The organism is Burkholderia sp. SIMBA_062 (genome assembly GCF_046534765.1).
Lineage (GTDB): Bacteria > Pseudomonadota > Gammaproteobacteria > Burkholderiales > Burkholderiaceae > Burkholderia > Burkholderia ambifaria.
In genome coordinates this window covers 1-232 of the sequence record NZ_JAWRYD010000671.1, presented here as the reverse complement: position 1 = coordinate 232, position 232 = coordinate 1, and the positions used below count along the sequence as shown (strand labels likewise).

At 71.6% G+C, this 232-nt stretch carries 1 pseudogene; it reads left to right on the top strand.

What is annotated here, in order from left to right:
* Positions 1 to 184: pseudogene (locus SB786_RS37870) on the top strand (MFS transporter); the annotation flags it as partial.
* Positions 185 to 232: the final 48 nt, after the last annotated feature.

Below are 232 nucleotides of genomic sequence, written 5' to 3'. Positions count from 1 at the left end.
CCACGCGGCCGAAGGGCTCGCGCACGTCGCGGGCATCGCGTACTTCGGGCTGCTGTTCGGGCCGGTGGTGATCGGCGGCATTACGCAGGTGACGAATCTCACCGTGGGCCTGTCGGTAGTCGCGCTGTGCGCCGCGCTGGTGGCGTTCGCCGCGCCGAAGGTGTTGCGGCGGCTGGGCATCTGAGCGAGGCGCCTCGCATCGCCGGTACATCCGGCAGCCTCGGGCAACGCC